Annotated in this window: 26 protein-coding genes; 5 read left to right on the forward strand and 21 right to left on the reverse strand. The window is 60.6% G+C overall.

All coding sequences use genetic code 11. From position 1 onward, the window contains the following. Positions 1–5: 5 nt before the first annotated feature. The 6 genes from EGM97_RS20665 to EGM97_RS20690 are packed head-to-tail and all read right to left on the reverse strand — an operon-like array spanning position 6 to position 5,644. Positions 6–407 carry a type IV pilin protein gene (locus EGM97_RS20665; protein ID WP_238963951.1) on the reverse strand — a complete coding sequence of 134 codons (402 nt, stop codon included), beginning with the start codon at positions 405–407 and terminating at the stop codon, positions 6–8. Between the two features lie 9 nt (positions 408–416). Continuing rightward, complete coding sequence (locus EGM97_RS20670) at positions 417–3,530, reverse strand: pilus assembly protein (protein WP_238963944.1); 3,114 nt, start codon at positions 3,528–3,530, stop codon at positions 417–419. Further along, positions 3,517–3,987, reverse strand: a complete 471-nt coding sequence (locus EGM97_RS20675; RefSeq protein WP_238964059.1) for a pilus assembly PilX family protein — start codon at positions 3,985–3,987, stop codon at positions 3,517–3,519. The genes EGM97_RS20670 and EGM97_RS20675 overlap by 14 nt, the downstream gene beginning before the upstream one ends. An 18-nt stretch (positions 3,988–4,005) precedes the next feature. Then, positions 4,006–4,719, reverse strand: a complete 714-nt coding sequence (locus EGM97_RS20680; RefSeq protein ID WP_238963942.1) for a PilW family protein — start codon at positions 4,717–4,719, stop codon at positions 4,006–4,008. Continuing rightward, the gene (gene pilV, locus EGM97_RS20685) at positions 4,716–5,174 is read right to left on the reverse strand and encodes a type IV pilus modification protein PilV (protein WP_238963939.1); all 459 of its coding nucleotides are present in this window, start codon (positions 5,172–5,174) and stop codon (positions 4,716–4,718) included. Before pilV ends, EGM97_RS20680 begins: the two co-directional genes overlap by 4 nt. Beyond that, positions 5,171–5,644, reverse strand: coding sequence for a GspH/FimT family pseudopilin (locus EGM97_RS20690; RefSeq protein WP_238963937.1), 474 nt, complete (start codon positions 5,642–5,644; stop codon positions 5,171–5,173). The genes pilV and EGM97_RS20690 overlap by 4 nt, the downstream gene beginning before the upstream one ends. A gap of 127 nt (positions 5,645–5,771) precedes the next feature. Here EGM97_RS20690 and EGM97_RS20695 point away from each other — a divergent pair, with 127 nt between their 5' ends. Beyond that, positions 5,772–6,281 (forward strand): GspH/FimT family pseudopilin, encoded by a 510-nt coding sequence (locus EGM97_RS20695; RefSeq protein ID WP_238963935.1) that lies wholly within the window; start codon positions 5,772–5,774, stop codon positions 6,279–6,281. Here the strand turns inward: EGM97_RS20695 and ispH are convergent. The 6 genes from ispH to murJ form a co-directional block, all read right to left on the reverse strand. Further along, complete coding sequence (ispH, locus tag EGM97_RS20700; protein WP_053153606.1) at positions 6,258–7,205, reverse strand: 4-hydroxy-3-methylbut-2-enyl diphosphate reductase; 948 nt, start codon at positions 7,203–7,205, stop codon at positions 6,258–6,260. The two genes, EGM97_RS20695 and ispH, sit on opposite strands and share 24 nt — an antisense overlap. 137 nt (positions 7,206–7,342) lie before the next feature. Next, positions 7,343–7,780 (reverse strand): FKBP-type peptidyl-prolyl cis-trans isomerase, encoded by a 438-nt coding sequence (gene fkpB, locus EGM97_RS20705; protein ID WP_053153609.1) that lies wholly within the window; start codon positions 7,778–7,780, stop codon positions 7,343–7,345. Continuing rightward, complete coding sequence (gene lspA, locus EGM97_RS20710; protein ID WP_238963928.1) at positions 7,773–8,285, reverse strand: signal peptidase II; 513 nt, start codon at positions 8,283–8,285, stop codon at positions 7,773–7,775. Before lspA ends, fkpB begins: the two co-directional genes overlap by 8 nt. After that, positions 8,278–11,109, reverse strand: coding sequence for an isoleucine--tRNA ligase (gene ileS, locus EGM97_RS20715; protein WP_238963926.1), 2,832 nt, complete (start codon positions 11,107–11,109; stop codon positions 8,278–8,280). The genes lspA and ileS overlap by 8 nt, the downstream gene beginning before the upstream one ends. Before the next feature lie 13 nt (positions 11,110–11,122). Then, positions 11,123–12,061 carry a bifunctional riboflavin kinase/FAD synthetase gene (ribF, locus tag EGM97_RS20720; RefSeq protein ID WP_238963924.1) on the reverse strand — a complete coding sequence of 313 codons (939 nt, stop codon included), beginning with the start codon at positions 12,059–12,061 and terminating at the stop codon, positions 11,123–11,125. 118 nt (positions 12,062–12,179) lie between these two features. Further along, positions 12,180–13,718 (reverse strand): murein biosynthesis integral membrane protein MurJ, encoded by a 1,539-nt coding sequence (murJ, locus tag EGM97_RS20725; protein WP_238963922.1) that lies wholly within the window; start codon positions 13,716–13,718, stop codon positions 12,180–12,182. A 253-nt stretch (positions 13,719–13,971) separates the two neighbouring features. Here murJ and rpsT point away from each other — a divergent pair, with 253 nt between their 5' ends. Next, positions 13,972–14,250, forward strand: a complete 279-nt coding sequence (gene rpsT, locus EGM97_RS20730; protein ID WP_007970922.1) for a 30S ribosomal protein S20 — start codon at positions 13,972–13,974, stop codon at positions 14,248–14,250. Positions 14,251–14,433: 183 nt separating this feature from the next. Here the strand turns inward: rpsT and EGM97_RS20735 are convergent, their stop codons facing one another. The 5 genes from EGM97_RS20735 to rplU form a co-directional block, all read right to left on the reverse strand. Next, positions 14,434–14,898 (reverse strand): CreA family protein, encoded by a 465-nt coding sequence (locus tag EGM97_RS20735; RefSeq protein ID WP_238963920.1) that lies wholly within the window; start codon positions 14,896–14,898, stop codon positions 14,434–14,436. A 9-nt stretch (positions 14,899–14,907) separates the two neighbouring features. Then, a complete protein-coding gene (gene proB / locus EGM97_RS20740) occupies positions 14,908–16,026 on the reverse strand; it encodes a glutamate 5-kinase (protein WP_238963913.1) in 1,119 nt (372 codons plus the stop codon). A 203-nt stretch (positions 16,027–16,229) separates the two neighbouring features. Further along, positions 16,230–17,453 carry an Obg family GTPase CgtA gene (gene cgtA / locus EGM97_RS20745; RefSeq protein WP_238963910.1) on the reverse strand — a complete coding sequence of 408 codons (1,224 nt, stop codon included), beginning with the start codon at positions 17,451–17,453 and terminating at the stop codon, positions 16,230–16,232. Positions 17,454–17,642: 189 nt separating this feature from the next. Then, positions 17,643–17,900: a 50S ribosomal protein L27 gene (gene rpmA / locus EGM97_RS20750; protein ID WP_053153633.1), complete on the reverse strand. Its 258-nt coding sequence runs from the start codon at positions 17,898–17,900 to the stop codon at positions 17,643–17,645. 35 nt (positions 17,901–17,935) lie between these two features. Continuing rightward, positions 17,936–18,250 carry a 50S ribosomal protein L21 gene (gene rplU / locus EGM97_RS20755; protein WP_007950961.1) on the reverse strand — a complete coding sequence of 105 codons (315 nt, stop codon included), beginning with the start codon at positions 18,248–18,250 and terminating at the stop codon, positions 17,936–17,938. A gap of 240 nt (positions 18,251–18,490) precedes the next feature. Between rplU and EGM97_RS20760 the strand changes: the two genes are divergently transcribed. The 3 genes from EGM97_RS20760 (at position 18,491) to EGM97_RS20770 (ending at position 20,441) form a co-directional block, all read left to right on the forward strand. Then, on the forward strand, positions 18,491–19,459 hold the full coding sequence (locus tag EGM97_RS20760; protein WP_053153636.1) for a polyprenyl synthetase family protein: 969 nt from the start codon (positions 18,491–18,493) through the stop codon (positions 19,457–19,459). 179 nt (positions 19,460–19,638) lie between these two features. Next, a complete protein-coding gene (locus tag EGM97_RS20765; RefSeq protein ID WP_238963908.1) occupies positions 19,639–19,980 on the forward strand; it encodes a zinc ribbon domain-containing protein YjdM in 342 nt (113 codons plus the stop codon). A 203-nt stretch (positions 19,981–20,183) separates the two neighbouring features. Beyond that, positions 20,184–20,441: a PA4570 family protein gene (locus EGM97_RS20770; protein ID WP_053153642.1), complete on the forward strand. Its 258-nt coding sequence runs from the start codon at positions 20,184–20,186 to the stop codon at positions 20,439–20,441. Between the two features lie 62 nt (positions 20,442–20,503). Here EGM97_RS20770 and EGM97_RS20775 read toward each other — a convergent pair whose 3' ends face one another. The 4 genes from EGM97_RS20775 to EGM97_RS20790 all read right to left on the reverse strand — a co-directional run bounded on the left by EGM97_RS20775 (position 20,504) and on the right by EGM97_RS20790 (position 25,032). Continuing rightward, positions 20,504–21,121: an FKBP-type peptidyl-prolyl cis-trans isomerase gene (locus EGM97_RS20775; RefSeq protein WP_053153644.1), complete on the reverse strand. Its 618-nt coding sequence runs from the start codon at positions 21,119–21,121 to the stop codon at positions 20,504–20,506. 190 nt (positions 21,122–21,311) lie between these two features. After that, positions 21,312–21,800, reverse strand: a complete 489-nt coding sequence (locus EGM97_RS20780) for a TIGR00645 family protein (protein WP_238963906.1) — start codon at positions 21,798–21,800, stop codon at positions 21,312–21,314. A gap of 121 nt (positions 21,801–21,921) precedes the next feature. Beyond that, positions 21,922–22,263 carry a PA4575 family protein gene (locus EGM97_RS20785; protein WP_238963904.1) on the reverse strand — a complete coding sequence of 114 codons (342 nt, stop codon included), beginning with the start codon at positions 22,261–22,263 and terminating at the stop codon, positions 21,922–21,924. Between the two features lie 330 nt (positions 22,264–22,593). Continuing rightward, a complete protein-coding gene (locus EGM97_RS20790) occupies positions 22,594–25,032 on the reverse strand; it encodes a Lon protease family protein (protein ID WP_053153653.1) in 2,439 nt (812 codons plus the stop codon). Positions 25,033–25,127: the final 95 nt, after the last annotated feature.

Genomic DNA, 25,127 nt, shown 5'->3' on the forward strand with positions numbered 1-25,127 from the left:
AAAACTCAGCGACCCCAGCAATCCTTGGCGGTCAAACCGGCAGCGGCGTTGAGCATGCTTCGCGCGCCAGTGTTGTTGATCGTGAAATCGCCGCACTTGTCCGTCGCCATGGACGAACCGCTTTTGCGTACGGCAGTCAAGGTAAAGCTCTGGTCCGCCAGCGTCTGTGTAATGGTGTAGAAATCATTGCCACTGCTCAGCCCGGTGGCATTGCTGTACACGTTGTTCTTCGAGTAGTAGCGCTCGAGAATCTGGGCCTGCTCCGATAGCAGACTGGCTATTTCGGTACGGCGGCCTTTTTTCATGTACTCGGTCAGGCTCGGGTAGCCGACGGTGATCACGATACCAATGATGGCAATCACGATCATGATTTCAATCAAGGTGAAACCCCGGTTGGATTTGCGCATACCTACCTCTTACTGTATTTGCCGCCACATGATGCGACGGCTGCCGCCTACGGCTTTCCCCAGCAGGTCGGTAATACCGCCTCCGGAATCGTTCACGACCATGTTGGTGGCACCGTTGGCACTGACGACTGCACTCAGGGTCGGGATACCACCGGTGAAAACCACCCCGGCGGAGATCGTGTCGAGGCTGCTGAGTGCGCCGTCCCCGTTGGTATCGAGCACCGCATAGTTGAGCATCTTACCGTTGAAAGCATCCACTTCGATCAGTTTGCCAGTACCGAAGCTGGCACAGGGATCGGTGGTGTCCACCGCTGCGGTGGTGAAGACCACCCGTCCGAGCACCAGGTTGGCCGGGTTGATGACCCGTTCCCCGGTCAATGCATTGTTGTACACCAGGGGCAAATACCAGCCTTTCTTCGCGGGGTAAGTCACGTCGGTCTGGCTGGTGGTCACGAACTGCCCCGTGCTGCCTGAAAACACGCCGGTGATCGACTGAGCCTGCAGGCTCGACACCGTGATCGCCCCGGCGCCACCGACGGCATCCCAGATCGAATAGAACGCTTGCAAGTCCTTGTTGAGCTTGTCGGCTGTTTCATTGAATTTGCCGGTGCCGAAGAAAACCTGGACCCCGCCCTGGGGATTGTCCGCCAACAAAGGCTGCACGGTGATCGGCTGGGTCGCACCGCCCGGCGCGGTGAACAAGGGTTGGCCGGCAAATGCCACGCCCCAGGTATTCGGGGAGGTGGCGCTGAGGTCGAACTTCCACATCCGTCCCTTCAAGTCGCCACCATAGGCTGCCTGGACCACGTTCTGGGAGTTGACCCGAAGCTTGACCGAGGACAAGCCATTATCGGTCTCGCTGCTGTTGATGACGATTTTCTTGATCAACGATCCGTCGCGGATATCCACCACGTACAACGCCGCCACGCCGGAGTTGCTGCCATAGCCATTGGAAATGAACGCAGCCCAGCGACCGTCCGCCAGACGGGCAACCTCGGGCCGCGCGTAGGCATAACCCAGGTCATTGAAGGCGTTCGTGGCATTGGCAATGGCCGGCGCGCTGATTTCCCACAACGCCCGGATCGTATTCCCTGCCGTTGCGTCGTATAGCTGAACGGCAAAGAATGATTTGCCCCCGGCCCCTGTTCCCCCCACGGCAACGGTCTTCCAGGCGCTGCCCGATTGCGTATCGAACACCCCGATCTGCCCGTCCACCAGAAACTTGTGGCTGACACCGTTGATGTAGTTGACGTCGGCAATGGACTGCAGCGAAGGCAGTACGCTCGACGGCATGTAGGCGTAGCGGCGCGTGCCATTGGCGCTGTTGATGACATTGAAGAAACCGTCGTTGGCGTTCACCACCAGGCTGCTGTTCATGCTTGCGGCCTTGGTCGTCAGGTACGTGCTGTAACTGGTGTCGTTCACCAGGTCCGAGGCAGTCTGGTCATTGGGCGAGGCCAGCACCAGGGGTGAGTTGATGATGTCCCCCAGCAATAGGCTGCGCACCTTCAGGCCGGTTTTGTTGGTGCCCTTGCTCCACTCCACCAGATCGTTGCCGGTGATCCCCGTAGGCAGGTTCTGGCTGAGACTGGCTTGCTGGGCGGGCGAAAAGTTGGCGTAGGCCAACGTTACCGGCACGTTGGTCGCGGTGTTCCATGACTGATAAATCGGCGCCGTGGCGCCGGGTACGATGGTGGTGTTGGTGGTCCACTGCACCGCCGCCGTGTTGACTGTGCCTGTCGAGTTGAAGCCGAACGCGCGGATGGTGCCGTGCCAGTCCTTGGGGTCGTAGGTGGTCTGGTAGAAACTGGATGTGCTGGAGAGCGTGGCGCTGTTGGCGGTGCCGCCGCCCCCCGACCCGGCCTTGGATGTGATGTCGCTCAGGGCCGATGACAGGGCCGAGTTCAGGCCTTCGCTGTCCGTCGCCGGATAATACCGGCCAGCACCGTAACGGGCAGCATCGGACAGCATCTGGTTGTTGACAGCGAAACCGACGGTGTAGGTGTTGAGGTACTGTCGGGGAAAGTCCGTCGAGTTCCAACTCTTGCCAGTAGCATCGGTGCCGGTGGAACGCATGTCGATGTCGAAGGCGAATTTGGCGATGTCGTCCAGGTAAAGCGTGTCTCCCTCGGCATCGCCACTGAGGTTGTCGCCATCGTTGGTGCCGATGCCATCCCAGTTCGGCAAGCGTGGACCGCCCGTCGAGGTTGCCTGCGGGTCGTTAGTGGGAAATGTCCGGTCGAAAGTGGGCAGGCCATCGGTGATCACCACACCGAAGTTCTTTTGGCACCGATACTGGATCGGGCTGGTGTAGGTGCTGGGAGTGCCGTTGTAATACGGTGCCATGCCCCTGAAGTAGCGGGTGACTTCATAGTAACTTTCGGCCAGTGGCGTGTTCGCAACGGCGCCCAAGCCATTGATGGCATTGATCAGCGCTGTGTAGTTGGAGTTGGCCTGGGTCTGGGTGACACTGCCGCTGACGGGCGAGAGGTCGCTGATGGCCCGGGCAATGTACCCACCCGGGCCGGAGTTGCTGCTGTTGGGCGGGTTGAAGGTGGCCAGGCCAATGCGCAAGGCGCGGTTGCTGGCGACCAGATCGTTGGAGACATCCCGGGCCACATTGATTCGGTAATCATTGGGGATCGTGCCTGTGGTGAAGTCCCGGCTCGAACCGTTGGCCAAGGTTACGAGATAGGCCAGGTACCTGGCGGTATAACGGGTATTACCGCCGCCCACGGGATCTGGAAGTCGAAGACAGACCCGGCCAATGCTGGAGCGATAGAAACCGTACCAGCCAGACGAACAGCCACCACGCAACAGGCTCAACAACAGGATATTCGAGTCGTCCAGGTCCAACTCATACCTGTCGTTGCAATTGTTGCTGGCGCTGCATGCATATGTGCGCGTTTGCGCTGCCGTCGGATCAAACCCCGCCGCCCAGATGATGTTATTCATACTCCCCGAGTCATCGATCAACAGCATCACGTTCGGCGTTACCGCAGCTGCACTCAGCAATGGCGAGTCCGATGGCGTGAAGGCATGGACCGGAGCTGTCAGATAAAGGCTGAGCAGTACGCCCCACAGCACCTGCCTCCAGCCACGAAGAGCCTCAATATTTCGCATAGATGCTCTCCACAACACTGCGCTGGTTATTCCCCACCACCGCCACCGCCGTGATCCGGTACAGGGTCGCCGATGTATTGCTGGGCACGTTGACCGCCGTGAGCGTGGTGCCAATGTTCTGCACCCCATAGAACCCGCCAGGAACGGCAATCCAGTTGACCCCGGAGGTGGAATTGCGCCCCGCCGCCGTCAGGGTCGCCGACTCGGCCGGCGGCGCACATTGGATCGCGGTGGTACAAACCGGCAATGAATAGGTCTCCACCTGCACGGCGCTTTCGCCCATCCTCAACGCCGCCTCGGCCAACTGGAACGACTGGTTACGCAGCATGGTGCTACTGGTCATCTTTTCCTGGAGGGTGGCGCTCTGCATCGACGACAGGCCGATGAGCGTCAGGAGCAGCAGAAAGACGAGACTCACCAGCAAGGCCATGCCACGCTGGTTGTGTCGAGTGGGCATCGGCTTCATGGTCGCCCCTCACAACAACCGGTTGCGCAGAGCGGCAACCACGTTGTAGGTCTGATCGCGCACCGCGTTCCTGGGGTCGAAGAGCGTCAGTGTCAGGCGTACGCTACGGATCAGTGCCGGGTCGGTCGGGTTGCTGCTGTAGCTGGACGCCGCAATGTCCGTGGCACTGCTGGCCACGCCGAACGTCACGGTGAAGGCCCGCACGTTATCCACCAGCACCGCCATGGTCGGGTTACCGGGCCCGGAGCCCATCAACAACTGATTATTGCTGAAGCCGTAGATCAACCGTCTTATCGGGAATGCCATCTGCCCCGCCGCTGGCGCCCGCACACCGGTATAGGCAGTGGCCGAGGTGCGGCAATCGGAGACCACGGTCCAGGCCGGCACACCGCCACTGCTGCCTACATCTGCGGTCACCAGGGTCAGCCTCAGGTTGGCGTTGTCCCAGCGAATGGGCGTGACCTGGCTGGCATTGAAATCCCCTGCCTGGGACGCATCGGTGATGCTTCCCAGGCAGCCGAACATGCCCACCATGCGAAGCTCCTGAAGCATCTTGCTCAGCGCGAAGCGAGCGTCTTCCTGCATCACCGCGGCGGCGTCTTGACTGATATAGGTGTTCTTCGCGGCGATGAAGATCCGCACCACACCCAGCACCACCACCAGGCTGAGCACCAGCGCGATCACCAATTCAATCAGACCGAAGCCCCGACAGCGTCTGTTCATGGCGTCGCCACCGGGTCGACGGCAACGCGGCTGGTCAGCACGAAGCTGCGTCGCGCCTCGGCCGCATTGCTCGTATTGGCGGCTCGCGCATCGTCCCAGGCAATGGTGATGGTGTAGACCCGCTGATTCAGTGCAACAGTGCCGGTGGCGGTGGCACCGCCGAAGGCGATGATGTTGGTTTTGAAATCGTAAAGGTCCTGGTCCCTCGCCACGTTGAGGTTCGGCGAGCTGGGTGGCGTGACGGTGTAGTCCGCACCGGAATTGGCGCGAATGCGGTCCAGTAGGTCATAGGCGATGAAACTGGCCTGGCTGGTCATGCGTGAACTGTCGGTGTACTTGAGCGCATTGAGCTGGATCATTGCCGCCCCCAGCAAGCCCACGCCGAGGATCAGCATCGCCACCAGCACCTCGATCAGCGTCATGCCCTCCTGTGTCCTTTTACTGCAATCCGTCATCCGCAACTTCCACCCAATACGATTCGTCCGTTAAGGCAAACACTCAGCGACCTGCTCTGCGCCCCTCGCACATAATTGAAGGTCACCGGCGTGGTCGATGCCGACAACCCTCCGAGGTTGTTGAAATCAATGCTGGTCACCTCTGAGGTTAGCGTCAGAGTCGCACCGCTGCTCATCGCTGGAACAACCCGCAATACATTGGCCGGCGTGCCCGTGCTGTCATATACCGTCAATTCGCCGCTCCAGGCGCTGCCCAGCACCGTAGGGCGAATGCGTATCGTGGCGCCACGATCGATCGCGGTCATGCGGGCAAAATTCAGCGCCCGACGCAGATCGCCGATCTCGGTATCGGCCTTGGTGCGCTGCATCGACCCGGTGAACGCAGGCACCGCCATCGTGATGAGGACCAGCAACACGCCGAGGGCGACCAGCACCTCGATCAGCGTGAAACCTTTTGTACGAAGATCCATCGATGCCCTCCGCCGACGTCGGCTATACCTGCCTCTACACGCTAGAACAAACCATTGCCACAACAAGCCCTGTTCCACAATTGATTGCTCTATAACGCCGTTCCACGCTCTCCAGGGAGGAGACGTCATGCACCAACAGGGCTTCAGCCTGATCGAACTGCTCATGGGACTGGCAATTGCCGCGATTGTTCTGCCATGGGCTGGATCCGGCTACAAAGCGCTCATCGAGTCCATCGAGCGCAAGGAGGCCGCCCGCTTGCTGGCCAGCGGCTTGCGGACCGCACGAAGCGAAGCCATCACACGCAACCAAACGGTGGCGCTCACAGGGATAGACAACGATTGGAGCCGAGGGTGGCAAATCATCCAGGACGGTGATGACCAGGCGTTGCTGATGCAGCACAGCAGCGGTGCTCGCATCATCGGCAACTGGGCAGTGAAGCATTCGGTGAGGTTCGCCGGTCATGGGCAGGCGCTGCTGCCCAGTGGCGCTTTTCAAGCGGGAACTCTACACATATGCGCGAAGCACCAGCCGGTCAGCCACCACCAGGTGGTGCTGTCGCGTACCGGACGCGTCAGCCTGCGCAGCAAAGAGGCCGAGCAGGCGCTATGCGAGTTAAAGGAGGGAGCGGACCCGTAGTTCCTTGGGCATGGAAAAGGTGATGTTTTCCTCGCGGCCGGCCAGTTCGTCGGCCCCGGTGGCGCCCCACGCCTGCAACTGCTGGATCACGCCACGCACCAACACCTCCGGCGCTGAAGCACCGGCGGTGATACCGATGTGCTCGACGCCCTCGAACCAGCTGCGTTGCATGTCCTCGGCACCGTCGATCAGGTACGCCGGCGTCCCCATGCGCTCGGCCAGCTCACGCAGGCGGTTGGAGTTGGAACTGTTCGGGCTACCGACCACCAGCACGACATCGCACTCGTCGGCCAATTGCTTGACCGCATCCTGACGGTTCTGGGTGGCGTAGCAGATATCATCCTTGCGCGGCCCGCCAATCGCCGGGAAGCGCGTACGCAGGGCGTCGATCACGCGGCTGGTGTCATCCATCGACAAGGTGGTCTGGGTGACGAAGGCCAGTTTTTCCGGATTACGCACCTGCAAGGCCGCCACGTCTTCCTCATCCTCGACCAGGTAGATCGCGCCACCATTGCTGGCGTCGTACTGCCCCATGGTGCCTTCGACTTCCGGGTGCCCTTCGTGGCCAATCAGGATGCATTCACGACCGTCGCGGCTGTAGCGGGCCACTTCGATATGCACCTTGGTCACCAGCGGGCAGGTCGCGTCGAACACCTTCAGGCCACGGCCAGCGGCTTCGGTCCGCACAGCCTGGGAAACCCCATGGGCACTGAAGATCACGATGACGTCATCCGGCACCTGGTCCAGCTCCTCGACGAAAATGGCCCCGCGACTGCGCAGGTCTTCGACGACGAATTTGTTGTGGACCACTTCATGGCGCACATAGATGGGCGGCCCGAAGACTTCCAGGGCGCGGTTGACGATTTCGATCGCCCGGTCCACACCGGCGCAGAAGCCACGGGGGTTGGCGAGTTTGATTTGCATGCTGTGCCTCGTGTCTGTGGGAGCGAGCCTGCTCGCGATGCGGTGGATCAGTCACGTTGACGGTGGCTGGGACTCAGCTATCGCGAGCAGGCTCGCTCCCACAGGAATGGTGGAGAGCAATAACTGCCCGTTAACGCTTAAACCGCCTTGACGTCGAGGATTTCCACTTCGAAGTTCAAGGTCTTGCCCGCCAGCGGGTGGTTGAAGTCCACGGTCACCTGGGCGTCGTCAAATGCCTTCACCACGCCCGGCAGTTCGGTGTTGGCGGCGTCGTTGAAGATCACCAGCAGGCCTTCGGACAGCTCCATGTCCTGGAACTGGGAGCGTGGCATGGTCTGCACGTTTTGCGGGTTGGGCTGACCAAAGGCGTTTTCCGGCGCAACGACTACGGTGCGCTTGTCACCGGCCTTGAAACCGAAAATCGCCGCTTCGAAGCCGGGCAGCAGGTTGCCGTCACCGACCTTGAACACGGCCGGGGCCTTGTCGAAGGTGCTGTCGACGGTGTCGCCGTTTTCCAGGTGCAGGGCGAAGTGAAGTTTCACTTCAGTGTTTTGAGCGATACGCTGCTCAGTCATGGACGGCTTCTCCGGTTTTCTTGCTCTTGAACATGTCCAGCGCGAGCATCACAGCGCCCACGGTGATGGCGCTGTCGGCAAAGTTGAACGCCGGGAAATACCAGCGGTTCTGCCAATGCACCAGGACGAAATCGATCACGTGGCCCAAGGCTATGCGGTCGTAGAGATTGCCCAGCGCGCCACCCAGCACCAGGGCAAGCGCCACGGCCAGCCAGGTTTCGTTGCGACCCAGCCGCTTGAGCCAGACCACCAGCACGCCGCTGACCGCAACCGCGATCAGAGCAAAGAGCCAGCGCTGCCAGCCCGAACTGTCGGCCAGGAAGCTGAAGGCCGCGCCAGTGTTATAGGCCAGCGTCCAGCTGAAGTAGTCGGGAATGACCACGATCTGCTGGTACAGGGTCAGCGAGCTTTCGAAGTAGAACTTGCTGGCCTGGTCGATGACCAGTACCAGCACGCTCAACCAGAGCCAGCCCAGCCGTCCAAAACGGCCCGCTGTATTAGGCATAGTGGCGAACCTCACCGCTGCCGCTGATGTTATCGACGCAACGACCGCAGATCTCCGGATGCTCCGGGTTCACGCCGACGTCTTCGCGGCAGTGCCAGCAACGGGCGCACTTGACGAAGCTGGACTTGACCACCTTGAGTTTCAGGCCGGCCACTTCAGTGACCACCGCGTCGGCCGGTGCCTGCACCAACGGGGCGACACTGGCGGTGGAGGTGATCAATACGAAGCGCAGCTCGTTACCCAACTTGGCCAGGTCGGTGCCCAGGGCCTCTTCGGCATAGAGGGTCACTTCAGCCTGCAAGCTACCACCAACGGCCTTGGCCGCACGCTGGATTTCCATCTCCTTGTTGACCGCGGCCTTGATCGCCATGATCCGGTCCCAATAGGCACGGTCCAGCTCGAAACCTTGTGGCAGCTCGGTCAGGCCTTCGTACCAGGTATTGAGCATCACCGACTCGTTGCGCTCGCCCGGCAGGTATTCCCACAGCTCATCAGCGGTGAACGCCAGGATCGGCGCGATCCAGCGCACCAGCGCCTCGCTGATATGGAACAGCGCGGTCTGGCACGAGCGGCGCGCCTTGCTGTTGGCACCGGTGGTGTACTGGCGATCCTTGATGATGTCGAGGTAGAAACCGCCCAGCTCCTGCACGCAGAAGTTGTGGATCTTGGAGTAGACGTTCCAGAAGCGGTATTCGCCGTAGTGCTCCTGCAACTCGCGTTGCAGCAGCAGGGTACGATCCACGGCCCAGCGGTCCAGGGCGAGCATGTCCTCGGCCGGCAGCAGGTCGGTGGCCGGGTTGAAACCGGTCAGGTTCGAAAGCAGGAAGCGCGCGGTATTGCGGATACGCCGGTAGGCGTCGGCACTGCGCTGCAGGATCTGCTCGGAAACCGCCATCTCGCCCGAATAGTCGGTGGACGCGACCCACAGGCGCATGATGTCGGCACCCAGGGTGTCGTTGACTTTCTGCGGCGCAATCACGTTGCCCAAGGACTTGGACATCTTGCGGCCGGCCTCGTCCACGGTGAAACCATGGGTCAGCAGTTCGCGGTACGGCGCGTGGTTGTCGATGGCGCAACCGGTCAGCAAGGACGAATGGAACCAACCGCGATGCTGGTCCGAACCTTCCAGGTACAGGTCGGCACGCGGGCCGGCCTCGTGGCCCATCGGGTGCGAGCCACGCAGCACGTGCCAATGGGTGGTGCCGGAGTCGAACCAGACGTCCAGGGTGTCACTGATCTTGTCGTACAGCGGCGCTTCATCGCCCAACAGCTCGGCGGCGTCCAGCTTGAACCAGGCCTCGATGCCCTCGGCTTCGACGCGCTTGGCCACTTCCTCCATCAGCTCGACGGTGCGCGGGTGCAGCTCGCCGCTTTCCTTGTTCAGGAAGAACGGGATCGGCACGCCCCAGTTGCGCTGGCGGGAGATGCACCAGTCCGGACGGTTGGCGATCATCGAGTGCAGGCGCGCCTGGCCCCAGGCCGGAACGAACCTGGTGTCTTCGATGGCCTTGAGCGAGCGCTGGCGCAGGGTGTCGCCGCTGGTGGGCTGCTTGTCCATGCCGATGAACCACTGCGCGGTGGCGCGGTAGATCAACGGAGTCTTGTGGCGCCAGCAGTGCATGTAGCTGTGTTCGATGACAGTGGTGTGCAGCAGCGCGCCGACTTCGGTCAGCTTGTCGACGATGGCCGGGTTGGCTTTCCAGATGAACTGACCACCGAAGAACTCCAGCGACGGCACGTATACGCCATTGCTTTGAACCGGGTTGAGGATGTCGTCGTTGACCATGCCGTACTTCTTGCAGGTCACGAAGTCGTCCACACCATAGGCCGGGGCGGAGTGAACCACACCCGTGCCCGCGCCCAGCTCTACGTAGTCGGCCAGGTACACCGGCGACAGGCGGTCGTAGAACGGGTGACGGAAATTGATCAGTTCCAGGGCCGAACCCGGCGCGGTGGCCAGCACCGAGCCTTCCAGGCCATAGCGGGTCAGGCAGGATTCGACCAGTTCCTCGGCCAGCACCAGCAGCTTGTCGCCCACGTCAACCAAGGCATAGTTGAACTCCGGATGGACGTTCAGCGCCTGGTTGGCCGGAATGGTCCACGGGGTGGTGGTCCAGATCACGATGGCGGCCGGCTTGCTCAGCTTGCCCAGGCCGAAAGCACTGGCGAGCTTGTCTTCGTCGGCGATCGGGAACGCCACGTCGATGGTCGACGACTTCTTGTTTTCGTATTCGACTTCGGCCTCGGCCAGGGCCGAACCGCAATCGAAGCACCAGTTCACCGGCTTGAGGCCCTTGAACACGAAGCCGCCCTCGACGATTTTCGCCAGGGCACGGATTTCGCCGGCTTCGTTCTTGAAACTCATGGTCTTGTACGGGTTGGCGAAGTCGCCCAGCACGCCGAGGCGGATGAATTCGGACTTCTGCCCTTCGATCTGCTCGGTGGCGTAGGCACGGCACAGCTCGCGGGTCTTGTCCGCGCCCAGGTTCTTGCCATGGGTCACTTCCACCTTGTGCTCGATCGGCAGGCCGTGGCAATCCCAGCCCGGGACATACGGCGCGTCAAAACCCGACAGGGTCTTGGAGCGGATGATCATGTCCTTGAGAATCTTGTTCAGCGCGTGACCGATGTGAATGGTGCCGTTGGCGTACGGAGGGCCGTCGTGCAGGACGAACTTCGGACGATCCTTGCCAATCTCGCGCAACTTTCCGTACAGGCCAATGCTGTCCCAACGCTGCAGAATCTGTGGTTCGCGCTGAGGCAGGCCGGCCTTCATTGGGAAGGCGGTGTCCGGAAGGTTTAGCGTGGCTTTATAGTCGGTCATTTAAGGCTCTTCATTAGCGATTGGCGCTGGTTGCGACAAGGGCACGGGCGGCGGCGATATCTGCATGGATCGCCGTCTTGAGCGCCTCCAGAGAGGCAAAACGCTGCTCTTCACGCAGCTTATGGTGGAAAACCACCGTCAAACGCCGGTCATACAGATCGCCGGCAAAATCCAGAACATGTACTTCGAGATGGGCCTTGCCATCTCCCTGGACCGTGGGGCGTACGCCGATATTGGCGACACCGGGCCAGGCCTTGCCGTCGATCTCGACACTCACCAGGTACACACCGGTCAATGGCACGCGACGGCGCTTGAGTTGCACGTTGGCGGTCGGCGTCCCCAATTGGCGCGCCAGCTTCTGCCCGTGCAGGATCCGTCCCGCAATCCGGTACGGCCGCCCGAGCAAGCGTTCGGCCAATGCGAAATCGGCGGCCGCCAGGGCGTTGCGAACCTGGGTGCTGCTGACTCGCAAGCCATCCATCTCGACGGTCTGCGCCGCTTCGACAGTGAAGCCATGGGCGATACCGGCCTGCTGCAAGTACGTGAAATCCCCTGCCCGGTCGCAACCGAAACGGAAGTCGTCACCGACCTCCAGGTGCTTGATGCCAAGGCCGTCCACCAGGATGGTCTCGACAAAGTCGGCCGCACTGAGCTGGCTCAGCCGTTGGTTGAAGGCCAGGCACAGGACCCGGTCGATGCCTTCGGCAGCCAGCAACTGCAATTTGTCCCGCAACCGGGCCAGGCGGGCCGGCGCGGTGTCCGGGGCAAAGAATTCCCGGGGCTGCGGCTCGAAGATCACCACGCAGCTGGGCAGGCCCAACTCCAGCGCACGCTCACGCAGCCGCGCCAGGATAGCCTGGTGGCCACGGTGAACACCGTCGAAGTTGCCAATGGTGGCGACACAGCCCCGATGCCGGGGACGCAGGTTGTGGAGGCCTCGAACCAGCTGCATAACGCGCTTCTTGCTCATAAAGTGGCCGATTATAACCACACCCGGCGGCCAACGACAGGCAACACCGTAACCCAAAGTGATCGAACCGACAAAACCGCTACCCGCCCGCGGCCCGTCGTCAGCTCAAGGCCTTGCGATTGAAGTCCCGCAGACGGAACCCCAGCAGCAGCAACATGCCGAAATACGCGACTACACCGGCCACGACCAGCAGGCCCAGGCGCAGGAAACGCTCCAGCATCTGCCCCCCACCCCAGGCCGGCATGAAATACATTCCCGCGAGCAGGACCGCCGACATCACCCCCACGGCCACCAGCAGCTTGAGACCGAATTTGCCCCAGCCCGGTTGCGGCTGATACATCTTCTGTCTGCGCAGCTGGTAAAACAGCAAACCGGCGTTGAGGCAGGCACCGATGCTGATTGCCAGGGCCAAGCCGGCATGAGCCAGCGGACCGATCAGCAACAGGTTGAACAGTTGGGTCATCACCAAGGTGAAAATGGCGATCTTCACCGGCGTGCGGATGTTCTGCTGGGCATAGAAGCCTGGCGCCAACACCTTGATCAGGATGATCCCGAGCAGCCCCACCGAATAAGCGATCAGGGCCCGCTGGGTCATGGCGGCATCGAACGCATTGAACTGGCCATACTGGAACAGTGACACGGTCAGGGGCTCGGCCAGGATCCCGAGCGCCAGGGCACACGGCAGCACCAGCACGAAACACAGCCGCAGCCCCCAATCGAGAATGCGCGAGTATTCCTGGCGATCCTGGCTGGCGTAGGTCTTGGCCAGGGTCGGCAGCAGGATCGTGCCGAGCGCCACGCCCAGCACCCCGGACGGCAACTCCATCAGGCGGTCGGCGTAATACATCCACGACACCGAGCCGGCCACCAGGAACGAGGCGAAAATCGTGTTGATGATCAGGGAAATCTGGCTTACCGAAACGCCGAGGATCGCCGGCAACATCTGCTTAAGCACCCGCCAGACGCCGCTGTCGCGCAGATTCAACCGTGGCAGCACCAGCATGCCGATCTTTTTCAGGTAAGGCAGTTGATACAGCAGTTGCGCCAACCCGCCCACCAGCACCGCCCACCCCAGGGCCATCACCGGCGGATTGAAATACGGCGTCAGGAACACCGCAAACACGATCATGCTGACGTTGAGCAGAGTCGGCACGAAGGCCGGCACCGAGAAACGGTTCCAGGTATTGAGGATCGCGCCGGCCAGGGATGACAGGGAGATCAGCAATATATAAGGAAAGGTCACCCGCAACAGGTCACTGGTGAGTTGGAATTTTTCCGGGGTGTCAGTGAACCCCGGCGCCGTCGCCCAGATCACCCAGGGCGCGGCGAGCATGCCGGCCGCCGTGACAAACGCCAGTACCAGGGTCAGCAAACCGCTGACGTAGGCAATGAATGTGCGAGTCGCCTCGTCGCCCTTCTGGCTTTTGTATTCCGCCAGGATCGGCACGAATGCCTGGGAAAAGGCTCCTTCGGCGAAGATCCGGCGCAGCAGGTTGGGCAACTTGAAGGCGATGAAGAAGGCGTCAGTGGCCATCCCGGCACCGAAGATCCGTGCGATCAACGTATCGCGAACGAACCCCAGGACACGGGAAAGCATCGTGATAGAGCTGACGGCGGCCAACGATTTGAGCAGATTCATGAAAAGAGTTCTTGCCTGTCGATAAACAGCAGGCGAACTACGCGCCCACTTGTGCGATACTCCGCGCCGCCAACAGCACAGCGCCAAAGCCCGCGAGTTTACAGGTCGCACGCCGGAAAGAAATCATCCGGTGCGCCGTACCTGCCATTCAGCGGAACGCGTCACCCGCCCTTGACAAGACCTCAACTCATCGGCATGATTCGCGGCCTATTTTGTTTGCTATTTCCCAAAAAGTCTTTCGAGGAGCTCGACGGTGGCCAACTCACCTTCCGCCAAAAAACGTGCAAAACAGGCTGAGAAGCGTCGCAGCCACAACGCCAGCCTGCGTTCCATGGTTCGTACCTACATCAAAAACGTAGTCAAGGCCATCGACGCAAAAGACGCTGCAAAAGCCCAAGCTGCTTACGTTCTGGCTGTGCCTGTTATCGACCGCATGGCCGATAAAGGCATCATCCACAAGAACAAGGCTGCTCGCCATAAGAGCCGCCTGAATGGCCACGTAAAGGCCCTGAACGTTGCCGCTGCTGCCTAAGCGACGCGCTCGTTAAAAAACCGACCTCAGGGTCGGTTTTTTATTGCCTGCAATTTTGCAAACACACCGCAATATAAAATGTGGGAGCGAGCCCGCTCGCGACAGCGGAGTGTCAGACGACTTGCCGCTACTGTTACACCGCTATCGCGAGTAGGCTCACTCCCACAGGGGTTGCGCGCGAACTTATTGAGGACGAGACCACGGCAGGATCGGAATCGCCGTGACCGCATTCTGCGGACTGCCTTCGATCACCCGGTCGCTGTAGACCAGATAAACCAGCGTATTGCGTTTCTTGTCGAGAAAACGCACTACCTGCATGGTCTTGAACACCAGCGATGTGCGCTCTCTGAACACTTCCTCACCATCCTTGAGCTCACCCTTGAAGCTGATTGGTCCTACCTGACGACAAGCGATGGACGCCTCGGCACGGTCTTCGGCCAGACCCAGACCACCCTTTACGCCGCCGGTCTTGGCCCGCGACAGGTAGCAAGTCACACCCTCGACCTTGGGGTCGTCGAATGCCTCGACCACGATCCGGTCGTTCGGGCCGACGAATTTAAATACTGTGGACACCTGACCGATTTCCTCGGCCGAGGCCAGCAGCGGCAACGCCAGCAGCAAGCCAATCAATCCTTTTGCCACACCCATGAGTTTTCCTTAGACGAGAATCAGGTTGTCACGATGAACCAGTTCCGGCTCAGCCATGTAGCCCAACAGGCCCACAATCGCATCTGACGACTGGCCGATGATTTTCTGCGCCTCCAGAGCACTGTAGTTGGCCAGGCCACGGGCGATCTCACGACCATCCGGCGCCACGCAAACCACCATTTCGCCACGACGGAAGCTACCCTGGACCAGTTTCACCCCCACCGGCAGCAGGCTTTTATTGCCTTGCGACAGCGCCGACACGGCACCAGCGTCCAACACCAACGTGCCACGGGTTTGCAGATGCCCCGCCAACCACTGCTTGCGAGCGGCGAGCATGCCACGCTCAGGCGACAGCAACGTACCGATGCGCTCGCCCGCTTTCAGGCGATCCAGCACCCGCTCCAGACGCCCGCCGACAATAATGGTGTGCGCCCCGGAACGTGCCGCCAGCCGCGCTGCACGCAGCTTGGTCTGCATACCGCCACGCCCCAAGGCACCACCGGTACCGCCAGCCACCGCATCCAGCGCCGGGTCGTCAGCGCGGGCTTCGTAGATCAGATTGGCGTCGGGATTGGTACGCGGATCGGCGTCGAACATGCCATCGCGATCCGTGAGGATCACCAGCAAATCCGCCTCCACCAGGTTCGCCACCAGCGCAGCCAGGGTATCGTTATCGCCGAAACGGATTTCGTCGGTGACCACGGTGTCGTTCTCGTTGATCACCGGAATGACCTTCAACTCCACCAACGCACGCAAGGTGCTGCGGGCATTGAGGTAACGCTTGCGGTCGGACAGGTCGTCATGGGTCAGAAGGATCTGCGCCGTATGGCGATCATGCTCGGCAAAGCTGGACTCCCAGGCCTGTACCAGCCCCATCTGGCCAATGGCAGCAGCAGCCTGCAATTCGTGCATCGCGCTGGGTCGCGACGTCCAGCCCAGGCGACTCATGCCAGCCGCCACCGCCCCCGAAGAGACCAACACCAGCTCGACGCCAGCCTCATGCAAGGCCACCATCTGCTCGACCCATACCGCCATTGCCTTGCGGTCCAGCCCCTTGCCATCCGCCGTCAGCAGTGCGCTGCCGATCTTCACGACCCAACGCCGCGCACCCGTCACCTTGCTCCGCATTTTCTTCAACCTTTGCCAGCGAACGGCGCGACCCAGCGCCGCCCATGGGATTATTCGTATTTGCGTTCTACAGATACCAAAACGCCGCTCGAATGAGCGGCGCCTGGGAACCGGCTGACTGCGATGATAACACCGCGCCTCGCCAGATATACCGTCATCGCAGACAAGCCTCGCCCCCACGGGAGCCAGGCACGCCTTGGATGTCAGTCGCGTACGTAAATGATTTCCGGACCGTCCTCGTCATCCACGTCTTCTTCATCCCAATCATCATCACCGATGTCATGAACCGACTTCACGCCACTGCGACGCAAGGCACGCTGGTCATCCAGCGCCTGCAACTGCGCACGCGCTTCGTCTTCGATACGCTGGTCGAGCTCAGCCAATTCTTCCTTGTAGACAGGATCATTGGCCAGCCGGTCGGCGCGATCTTCCAGATAACGCATGATGTCGTGACACAGGCGCTCGGTACCCTCTTTGGCGATAGCCGAGATCACGTAGACCGGACCTTCCCATTCCAGCCGATCGACGATTTCCTTGACCCGCTCCTCGTGCTCTTCCTCAAGGATCTGGTCACACTTGTTCAGCACCAGCCAACGGTCACGCTCGACCAGGGCCGGACTGAATTTGGCCAGCTCGCTGACGATCACTTCGGCGGCGTCGGCAGGATTGCTTTCATCCAGAGGCGCCATGTCCACGAGGTGCAGCAACAGGCGAGTGCGGGACAAATGCTTGAGGAAGCGAATCCCCAGACCCGCACCATCGGAAGCACCTTCGATCAGACCCGGAATATCCGCGATCACGAAGCTTTTCCAACGATCGACACTAACCACGCCCAGGTTTGGCACCAGGGTGGTGAACGGGTAGTCGGCGACCTTGGGCTTGGCAGCCGAAACCGAGCGAATGAACGTACTCTTGCCGGCGTTCGGCAGCCCCAACAGCCCTACGTCGGCCAGCACTTTCATTTCCAGCTTCAGGTCACGCTGCTCGCCCGGCTTGCCCGGCGTGGTCTGGCGTGGCGCACGGTTGGTACTGGACTTGAAACGGGTGTTACCCAGGCCATGCCAACCACCCTGGGCCACCAGCAAGCGCTGGCCCGGCTTGGTCAGATCACCAATGACCTCCTGGGTGGCGGAGTCGATCACCGTGGTGCCCACTGGCACGCGCAGAATCAGATCCTCGCCCTTTTTGCCGGTGCAGTCGGTGCTGCCGCCGTTGGAACCACGCTCGGCATCGAAGTGCCGGGTGTAACGGTAATCCACCAGGGTATTGAGGTTTTCGTCGGCGACCATGAAGATCGAGCCGCCGTCGCCGCCATCACCGCCGTTCGGACCACCGTTTTCAATGAATTTTTCCCGACGGAAACTCATGCAGCCATTGCCGCCGTCGCCCGCCTTTACTCGAATCGATACTTCATCAACAAATTTCATGACACACGCCTCTCGTCATATGGACGAGCCGAAAAAACAAGACATAAGACTCTTGCAAAAATGAGCGCAGCGGCCTGATTCACGCCCCAATTGCAGCGCCGACAGCCCATACAAACAGCTTTGCAAGAGACTCACCCCACAAACGAAAAAGCCCCGTCGCAAGACAGGGCTTTTCCAGCGAGCTCGCAATTAAGCTGCGATAACGCTTACGTAACGACGACCGAAGGCGCCTTTTACTTCGAACTTGATCACGCCTTCGATTTTAGCGAAGAGGGTGTGATCCTTGCCCATGCCCACGCCGTAGCCAGCGTGGAATTGGGTGCCGCGCTGACGCACGATGATGTTGCCTGCTTTGATAGCCTGGCCGCCATACATCTTCACGCCAAGGCGTTTGGCTTCTGAGTCGCGACCGTTACGGGTACTACCACCAGCTTTTTTGTGTGCCATGAGTTCAATTCTCCTAGTGAGGAATTAGGCTGAAATTAAGCCTGAATACCGGTGATTTTGATCTCGGTGTACCACTGGCGGTGGCCCATACGCTTCATGTGGTGCTTACGACGACGGAACTTGATGATGCGGACTTTATCGTGACGACCTTGGGAGATCACTTCAGCCACAACGGTAGCGCCAGCAACGACTGGAGCGCCGATATTCACGTCGTCACCATTGGCGACCAACAGAACACGATCAAAAGTCACGGATTCGCCGGTGGCGACTTCCAGTTTTTCGATCTTCAGGTATTCACCTGGGGCGACCTTGTATTGCTTGCCACCAGTAACGATTACTGCGTACGACATGGTATTTCTCCGATAATCCTGCTCACCCAGCGCTTTATAGAAAAAGGTATTGGCTGGCATGGCTGCATGGGCTGGAAGGCCCGGGATGCAATTGCGTAAGGCAGGTGCTGCCCAGGAAGTTCAGGGTGCGCGATTGTACGCAAGCCAACGGAGCCTTGCAAGTAGCCGTCCATCGCGCCTTGACAGCCCCGGACATGGGTCCTAGCATGCCGCGCAACCCTTCTGGAGCGCCTGTCGCTGATGCAACCCCAAGCTTTCTACCGCGCAGTGGCGGACGATTTTAGTGCCGTTGACGGCATCATCAAGAAGCAGCTGACTTCCCGAGTGCCGCTGGTCTCGAAGATTGGCGACTATATCACCTCGGCTGGCGGCAAGCGCCTGCGTCCTTTATTGGTGCTTTTGTGCGGCAAGGCCCTGGGCCGTGAAGGCGACGACCTGCGCCTGCTGGCCGCCACCATCGAGTTCCTGCACACCGCGACTCTACTGCACGATGACGTGGTCGACATGTCCGGCATGCGCCGTGGCCGCTCGACCGCCAATGCCATGTGGGGCAACGCACCGAGCGTCCTGGTGGGCGACTTCCTGTACTCGCGCTCGTTCGAAATGATGGTCGAACTGGGCTCGATGCCGGTCATGAAGATTCTGTCCCAGGCGACCCGCATCATTGCCGAAGGCGAAGTCCTTCAGCTGTCCAAGGTGCGCGACGCCAGCACCACGGAAGAAACCTACATGGAGGTCATCCGCGGCAAGACCGCGATGCTCTTCGAAGCCTCGACCCACAGCGCGGCCGCCCTGGCCGGCGCCACAGCCGAACAGAGCGAAGCGCTGCGCACCTTTGGCGATCACCTGGGCGTGGCCTTCCAACTGGTGGACGACCTGCTGGATTACAAGGGTGATGCCGAAACCCTGGGCAAGAACGTCGGCGACGACCTGGCCGAAGGCAAGCCGACCCTGCCGCTGATCTACACCATGCGCGAAGGCACGCCTGAACAGGCGGCGCTGGTGCGCCAGGCCATCCAGAAAGGCGGGATCGAAGACCTGGAAAGCATTCGTGTAGCGGTCGAAGCGTCCGGCTCGCTGGAATACACCGCGAAACTCGCTCGGGACTATGTTGCCCGCGCCATCAAATGCCTCGACGCCCTGCCGGCCAGCGAATACCGTGATGCACTGGTTGAGCTGAGCGAGTTTGCGGTGGCTCGTACCCACTGATCGACCAACTGCATGAAAGACCTGCTCGCGATAACGGTGTAACCGTCAACTCAGATGTTGAATGCAAGTACGCCATCGCGAGCAGGCTCGCTCCCACATTAGGATCAAACCTGCCCTTCCTGCTGTAAAACCTTATATAATGTGCGCCCTTTTGCCCTCCTGACACCCAAGGAACCTTAGTGAGCACGCTGCCTCCCTGCCCGAAATGCAATTCCGAATACACCTACGAAGACGGCACCCAGCTGGTCTGCCCGGAGTGTGCCCACGAATGGTCCGCCAGTGACGAAGCTGAAACGGCGTCCGAGGACACCGTGAAAAAGGATTCGGTCGGCAACGTCCTGCAGGACGGTGACACCATCACCGTGATCAAGGACCTCAAGGTCAAGGGCACGTCGCTGGTGGTCAAGGTGGGCACCAAGGTCAAGAACATCCGCCTGTGCGATGGCGACCATGACATCGACTGCAAGATCGATGGCATCGGTCCGATGAAGCTCAAATCCGAGTTCGTCAGAAAAGTCTGATTCATCTGTGATTCCATCCCGCGCCCGACGTGGGATGGCGCCACCCCCTCCTCGTTTCAGCCCGTGTTTCCGCGCCCTCGACCAATGTCTGCGATTTGAGCAGCCACAACCCATCGTCCGAAAAAAATTCGGAATACAAATAGAGCCTTGCTATTTAGCGAATAAGAATTATTCTCATCGAACCCATCAAGGAGATGAGCACCATGACTTATTTGATCGATGCCTGGCTGGACCGCCCACATCCCTATCTCAGGATTCTGCATCGGGAAACCGGGGAAGTCTGCGCGGTGATAGAAGAAGACGCCCTGAACGAACTACAGGACCAGGGAGATCTGGACCTCACCAGCCTCAATTCCAGCGAGCCGACGGTGCTCAAGGAATTGGTGCGCAACCTGTTCCTGTTCTGCTATGCCCGGGCGTTGCGCCCGACGAGTGATTTCAGCGGCAGGTTCCACGGATGAACGCAGAGGTCATGTGGGAGCAAGACTGCTCCCACATATTTGCCCGGCGTTAAGACAGAATCTTACAGAACGTCCAGCAGCTCGACGTCGAACACCAGAACGCTGTGCGGCGGAATGCTGCCAACGCCTTGAGCGCCGTAAGCCAGCTCGCTCGGCACGTACAGGCGCCATTTGCTGCCGGTGTTCATCAATTGCAGCGCTTCGGTCCAGCCCGGGATCACGCCGCCAACCGGGAATTCAGCTGGCTGGCCACGATCGTAGGAGCTGTCGAACACGGTGCCGTCGATCAGCGTGCCGTGGTAGTGGGTACGCACCTGGTCTTCACGGGTCGGCTTGGCGCCTTCACCCTGGGTCAGCACTTCGAATTGCAGACCCGAAGCCAAGGTGGTGATGCCTTCGCGCTTGGCGTTTTCAGCCAGGAAAGCACGACCGGCGCCAGCAGCGGCTTCAGCCTTGGCGGCGGCTTCGGCCTGCATGATTTCGCGGATGACCTTGAAACTGGCGGACATTTCTTCCTGGCCCACACGGCTCGGCTTGCCGGCGAAAGCGTCGGTCAGGCCAGCCAGAATCGCGTCCAGGCTGACGCCCGGTGGCGGGTTGTCGCGCAGTTGGTCGCCCAACTGACGGCCAATGCCGTAGCTGACGCGGGTTTCGTCGGTGGACAGGTTAACTTCGGACATGGTACTGCTCCGCTGTGGGGACGGCTCGGGATAAGGCTGTGCGTGACACACCGCCTCCCGGAGCGCCCGGAACCAAAAGGGCGAGCAGACTAGCACAGATGCCGCGACGGATGAGCGCTCGTTCATCAAAGCGCTCCGCCGGAAACGACAACGCCCGCCTGCGGCCAGGCAGGCGGGCGTCGTATGGACCTCAGTGCTTGGTCAGCTTGTCCAGGTAACCCATGGCGAAGGCCGACACCACGAAGGTCATGTGGATGATCACATACCACATCAGGTGCTCCGGATCGACATTCTTGGCATCCATGAAGATACGCAACAGATGGATGGACGAGATCGCCACAATGGAGGCCGCGACCTTCATTTTCAGCGAAGAAGAGTCCATGGTGCCCAGCCAATTGAGCTTTTCCTTGTCGGAAGCGATGTCCAGTTGCGAGACGAAGTTTTCGTAGCCGGAAATCATCACCATCACCAGCAGGCCGCCCACCAGCGCCATGTCGATCAGCGACAACAGCACCAGGATCATCTCGGACTCGGCCATGGAAAACACGTTGGGAATGACGTGAAAGACTTCCTGGAAAAATTTCAGCGCCAACGCCAGCAAACCCAGGGACAGCCCGAAATAGATCGGCGCCAGCAGCCAGCGGGAGGCATACATTGCATTTTCGATAAAGCGTTCCATTGAATCTCACACCAGGGCTTAAATGGCGGCGAGTATATCAGCCGCCCTGGCCCTCACAAACGCCCGCACCCTCCCTGGTCCACGCTTTCATATCAATGCTCTGCCCTCCCGTTGGGGGTCATCAATGGGGCGGCCGAAACTCGAAGCTTCCGCCGCTGCGGCTGCGCCCACCATTGATTTCACGCAACTGGGCTTGCATGTGCAGGCACCAGATTTGCGGGTCATCGGCCAGCTCATAGCCGTGCAACGTCAGGCTTTGAACGATGGTGTCGAGGATGGATTCAGCGGCGTTCGGACCGGGAAAAGGGCCTTGGGCCTTGAGGGCGGAAGGTTGTTCGCCGGCCATACCGGCGGCGAAGAGCAAGGTCCACATACCGTTATCGCCCGCCAGCGGGCGCACAGCGCATTCGATACGGGTGACCAGGCCCAGGCATTGACGGGTGAGGCAAAGGTTGCGCGACATGGCGGCGCCCCTCAGTGATACCGTATTCAGCCTGCAAAGGCTGTTTCGATCCGATGATGGCTCTCGTTATCCTTGAACTGAGAATAGAAGAAAAGTTCCGCTCGCAAGCGCACCGAGACCAGAATGCGCCGAATGGTCATAGTGTGGATATTGACGCCAAAGTGGCGTCACTTCCAGCCACGATCGCTGCACAATTTCAAAAATGAAAAACCACTGTGGGAGCGAGCCTGCTCGCGACAGCGGTGTAGCGGTCGACACCTTTATCGACTGTTTGACCGTCATCGCGAGCAGGGCTCGCTCCCACAGGGGATTGCATGGCCTGGAAAAAGATCAGGCAGGCTTGGCCTCCGCCAGCGCTTGTTGCGCCAGTTCCTTTTCCGCCTCCTTGATGTCCTCCTCGCTGACCATTTCGGCAATCACTCGCAGCCGCTCCACGACACGGGCATTGACACTGCCTTCAGGAAATTCACCGTTTTCATCCGGCTCACCGGCGGGCTCACCCACCAGCAGGCTCAGGGCCTCGTCCGCCTGGCGCACCGCGTAAACGTGGAACTGCCCTGCCCGCACGGCGGCCAGTACTTTTTCATCGAGCATCAGGGTGGCGACGTTGGCCTGGGGAATGATCGCACCTTGCTCGCCGGTCAGCCCGCGGGCCTCGCAGAGGCGGAAGAAGCCCTCGATCTTCTCGTTGACCCCACCCACGGCCTGCACCTCACCAAACTGGTTGATCGAACCAGTGATGGCGAAGCACTGTTTCAGCGGCGTCTTCGACAAGGCGGAGATCAGGGTGCAAGCCTCGCCCAGGGAAGCGCTGTCGCCATCGACATAGCCGTAGGACTGTTCCAAAGCGATGCTGGCCGAAATCGCCAGCGGGAATTCCTGGGCGTAGCGGCTGCCCAGGTAGCCCGTGAGGATCATCACGCCTTTGGAGTGGATCGGCTGGCCGAGGTTGACCTCGCGCTCGATGTCGACGATACCGCTGCCGCCCGGATACACCGTCGCGGAAATCCGTGCCGGCACGCCAAACGCCGAATCCCCCACTTCCAGTACCGTCAGCCCGTTGCATTTGCCCACGGCGGCGCCATCGGTGTCGATCAGGATGATCCCCGCCAGCATGTCGTCGAGGATTCGCGCCGAGACACGCCCGGTGCGGGTGGCCTTGGCCTTGAGGGCACGCTCGATATGGCCGGCGTCGGTCATCTCGTCGCCGGCCAACTGGCGGATGAAGTCCGCCTCGCTGACCAGTTGGAACAGATCGCCAATGCGCGCCGACAGGCGTCCCTGGTGTTCGGCCAGGCGCGCACTGTAGGTCGCCAGGCGTGCCACAGCATCAGCGGTCAGCGGCGCCATACCCTCTTCCGAGGTACGGGTCTTGAGCAACTGGGCGAACTGCTCCAGGCTCTCGTCGCCCATGGGAATGTCTTCGTCGAAGTCCACCAGCACGCGAAACATTTCCTGGAAATCCGAATCCAGGTCCTGCAGGGCGTAATAGAGCTGGCGAGCGCCGATGATCACCACCTTGACCTGCAGTGGAATGTGCTGCGGCGTCAGGGTCACCGTCGCCAGTCGTCCCAGCTCACCCAGGGGCGACTCCATTTTCAACTTGCGCGATTGCAGGGCGCGCTTGAGCGCGTCCCACACAAACGGCTCGCCCAGCATCTTTTCCGCTTCCAGGATCAGGAAGCCGCCGTTGGCCCGGTGCAAGGCGCCGGGACGCAACTGCCGGTAGGTGGTGTAGAGCGCGCCCTGGTCCGTGCTGTATTCGATGCGCCCGAACAGATTGTCATAGGTGGGGTGCGGCTCGAACACCACCGGAGCCCCGCCACTGGCCGGATGCCCGACCACCAGGCTTGGCGCGTATTGCTCCTCCAGCAACTTGCGGGCGACGGCGTCGCTCTTGCTGTCGTCCACCAGTTGCTCGACCACCGTCCTGAGCAGATTGACCTGCATCGCCTGCAGATAACCGCAGACCGCCGCGTTCTCCGCATATTTTTCAGACAGTGGCGCCAGCAACGGCTGCAGGGCCAGGGTAATGGTTTCTTCGTTGAGCTGGCGCAGTTGGTTGTTGGACTCGCGTTTCCACTGCGGCAGGCTGGCGAGCTCTTCGTTCAAGCGCTCTTCCAGACCGGAGATGTCATCATGAAAACGTTCGCGATCAGCCTCCGGCAGTTGGGCGAACTCTGCCTCATCCAGGGCCTTTCCTTCGCTCATCGGGGTAAAGGCGATGTTGCTGCTGTCGCGATACAACGCGACATCCTTCTCCAATGCCAGGCGCTCGATCACGTCGAGGGCGCGGTCGTAGCGCTGGTTGAAGGCACGGTCGATTGCACTTTTTTTCTGCTGGTAGGACGGATGCTCGAACACCGCAGGAAAAGTCGCCAGCAGGTTGTCGATCAGGCCGTTGATGTCGGCGATGAAAGCGCCGGCGGTGCCGGAAGGCAGCTCCAGGGCCCGAGGCTCGCGAGGTTCGTCGAAATTATTGACATAGACCCAATCGGCCGGGGTCTGCATGCGCTTGCCTTCGGCCTTGAGGTAGCGCTTGACGAACGAAAACCGGCCGGTGCCAGGTTCGCCCATGACAAATACGTTGTAACCGGGGCGCGGCATGGCCACGCCGAACTGCAATGCTTCGACCGCACGTTCCTGGCCAAGCACACCGCGGAAGGGCTCCAGATCATTGGTGGTAGAGAAGCTGAACTGTTCAGCGGAAAACGGACGGGTCAGCGCTTCGGGCGCTAGACGCAAGCTGGCAGCAACAGGATCAGGCATCGGGCTTCCTTACATCAGGCGGGGCAGATAACGGCATTCTGGCGCTGCGCGTACCGCACTGGCAAGGAGCGCCTCAGGCCAAAGCATAGTCAAGA

It is taken from the genome of Pseudomonas sp. AF32 (genome assembly GCF_022342325.2).
In the GTDB taxonomy this organism is placed as follows: domain Bacteria; phylum Pseudomonadota; class Gammaproteobacteria; order Pseudomonadales; family Pseudomonadaceae; genus Aquipseudomonas; species Aquipseudomonas uvaldensis.